The organism is Bacteroides sp. (genome assembly GCF_028690125.1).
In the GTDB taxonomy this organism is placed as follows: Bacteria; Bacteroidota; Bacteroidia; order Bacteroidales; family Bacteroidaceae; genus Bacteroides.
In genome coordinates this window covers 1-2,683 of record NZ_JAQVBV010000143.1, presented here as the reverse complement: position 1 = coordinate 2,683, position 2,683 = coordinate 1, and the positions used below count along the sequence as shown (strand labels likewise).

At 42.1% G+C, this 2,683-nt stretch carries 2 protein-coding genes; both read right to left on the bottom strand.

Features of this window, described 5'->3' with window-relative positions; translation table 11 throughout:
* Positions 1-86: 86 nt before the first annotated feature.
* Positions 87-818 carry an IS21-like element helper ATPase IstB gene (gene istB / locus PHO71_RS26050; RefSeq protein ID WP_300209097.1) on the bottom strand — a complete coding sequence of 244 codons (732 nt, stop codon included), beginning with the start codon at positions 816-818 and terminating at the stop codon, positions 87-89.
* A gap of 38 nt (positions 819-856) precedes the next feature.
* A complete protein-coding gene (gene istA / locus PHO71_RS26045) occupies positions 857-2,419 on the bottom strand; it encodes an IS21 family transposase (RefSeq protein WP_300209096.1) in 1,563 nt (520 codons plus the stop codon).
* Positions 2,420-2,683 lie beyond the last annotated feature (264 nt).

The following is a 2,683-nucleotide window of genomic DNA, read 5'->3' as shown; positions in this document are numbered from 1 at the left end:
TGTATATTCCGATAAAAGTGAGCCACCGTTCCGGCAAAGTGAGCCATTTGTTAAGACATGGTAAATTCGCATCAAATGTAAATAAATTATTTGATATTTCTCTTTCTCATAGATTCACCTTTCAACTCATAGCGATGTGCAGAAGCTGACAATCTGTCCATTATAGCATCTGCTATTGTTGATTCATTGATATATTCATACCAGCTTGCAACGGGTAATTGCGAAGTTATGATGGTTGATTTTCGCCCATATCTGTCTTCTAAAATTTGTAAGATTGTAAGTCGTGCGGTTTGATCCAGTGGCTGCAACCCAAAATCATCGAGTATTAAAAGATGTGTTTTCTCAATATGTGACAAAAGTTTTAAGAGCGTACCTTCGAGTTTGGCAACAGTAATTTTCTCGAGGAACTTACTCATAGAAAAGTACAAAGTTCTGTATCCAAAGGCGCATGCCTGCCGACCTATAGCACAAGCTAAAAAGCTTTTACCACAACCGGCAGCTCCTGTAATAAGGATGTTTTCGGCCCGTTTTACAAAGCCGCAATCTGCAATAGCCTGTATAGATTCCAGGGTAAGGTTTCTGTCTGCGGTACAATGTACTTGTTCCAGCAATGCATCGTAGCGCAATTTGCTTGTTTTTAGATACATCTGTGTTCGGTTGTGTAGTCGTGCCTGCAGTTCTGCCTCTGTTAAGTTGGCCATCAGTTGATGGATTCCCGGCTGCTGATGTACGGGCAACGATAGTACCCCATTGTATACTTGTTTCATACCGGAGAGTTTAAGTCTCTCTAATTCGTAAATTGTGTTTTGAGTATTCATGTCGAAAAAAATTAAAATGTAATTTGTCAATTTGCCTTTTATGTGTAGGATTCTTTTCCCCGTATATTCTCATGTCTGGGAAGTGATTGTTCTACCGATTGAGAGGCATTATCCATATCCCGGTTGTTTTTTAATATGTTTGCCACATTGCTATATGTAGTTGTGGGTAATGTCATGGACATTGTACATGCAGCTTCCAATCTTATTTTGCCATATTTTGTTCCTAACGACAGGATTCCTTTACAAGCGTTATAGGTCTGCTCAGGGAAAAAGCTTCTTGCCAACAAGCGCGCTATTACCTGGCGTGTATTGGCACCTATCTTTTCACCCTGTTCTAAGAAGTAGTCGGCATCCCAACCCAGTGTTTCTTTGTATTTCCGGTGGTTCTGCGGCATGTGTTCCTCTCTGGTTGTATAACCGTTTCGGCGCATATCTCTGCTATGCCGGGCAATCCGTTGCATTTCAAGAAATACCTCTACTTCCAATGCATCATACACTAAGTGAACATGTTTTCCGACATGGATATAGGGAACACTGTATTGATGCATATCTTCTCCCAGTAATACATGGTAGTTGGGTTGTACTTTTGCTTTGGTACGATGACGGACAATAAAATCCATCGCCGGAAGAGGTTTGAGAAGATGCTGTTCTTCCCTATAAAACAACTCATCGCGAGAGTGACCAACACGCTGCATTGGTGTTGTGTTGTGCACCTCCAGGCGTTCCATGACAGCTAAATTGGCACTTTCAACAGAAAAGAACTCCCGATTACGCAATGGTGCATAGATACGCTGATAACTTGTACTAACCTGTTTTTCAACGCTTGCTTTATCGCGTGGCCTGACCACACGGGTAGCTAATAAACTGGTATTGTAATACACCGAGAACTGTTCTGCAAGTTCATTAAAGGTGGGCTCATACCGATTACTTCTGAGAACAAACTGTTTCATGTTATCGCTCAGGATGGCGCGGGGCACACCTCCAAAATACTTCAGACACTGAGCTAATGCAGTATAAAGATAGTATCCGCTGGCATTTTCAAGAATCTGAACATAGCTCTTTCCGCTATAGGGAAGGACGCACACCAGAACAGGATGTTGGTGCATGACACCGGTAAGAGGATCTGTAACAGGGAAGGTTTTACCGGCAAAATCAACCTGTAATTTATCTGCAGGCTCATGATCGAGGTGCATGACAACCTTTTGCAGGCGTGTTTGTTTGGATAAGCGTTCACAAAACTGACTGTATTCATACCCCTGAGGGTGGACCTTGTGATATTCTTGCCATAAAAGCTTACGGGTAACACCGGTGCGTTTTAGCTCTTTAAGAAAATAGTCCACCTGCAAATCGAAAACAGCTGCCCGTGTATCCTCTTTCAGGCTTTTTGCCTGTTCGGGATAAACAAACTTTGCAAGATCAGTGTCGTTGAGCAGGAGTAACTGACTAAGGGTAAGCCCGCACAGTTTAAAACGACGTGCGTAATGATCAATCGTATTACGGCTAAGACCTAATTGACGTGAAGCCTCTCGCTTGGAGCGACCCTCCTCTAATAATTGAAGAATTCTTCTGACTTGTAACATTGTTAATACTTTATTTGCCATGGTATCTTTTTTATCTCAAAGATACCAGGCTGTTACAAATCTACCATGGTGTTTTTAACATGTGGCTCAGTTTGCCGGAATCGGAATCAATCCCTTGAGTACATTCTTAACAAATGGCTCACTTTGTGCCGGAATGACAGCCCAAACAAACGACAACATAAACCAAAAAAACAACCTAAAATCTTAACAAATGGCTCACTTTAACCCGGAATGGTGGCTCACTTTGGTTCGGAATGAGTGGCTCAGTTTAGTCCGGAATATTCA

Bases quoted from the DNA above. Each gene is read 5' to 3' on its own strand.
- istA (WP_300209096.1), bottom strand. From the start codon at position 2,419: ATGGCAAATAAAGTATTAACAATGTTACAAGTCAGAAGAATTCTTCAA.
- istB (WP_300209097.1), bottom strand. From the start codon at position 818: ATGAATACTCAAAACACAATTTACGAATTAGAGAGACTTAAACTCTCC.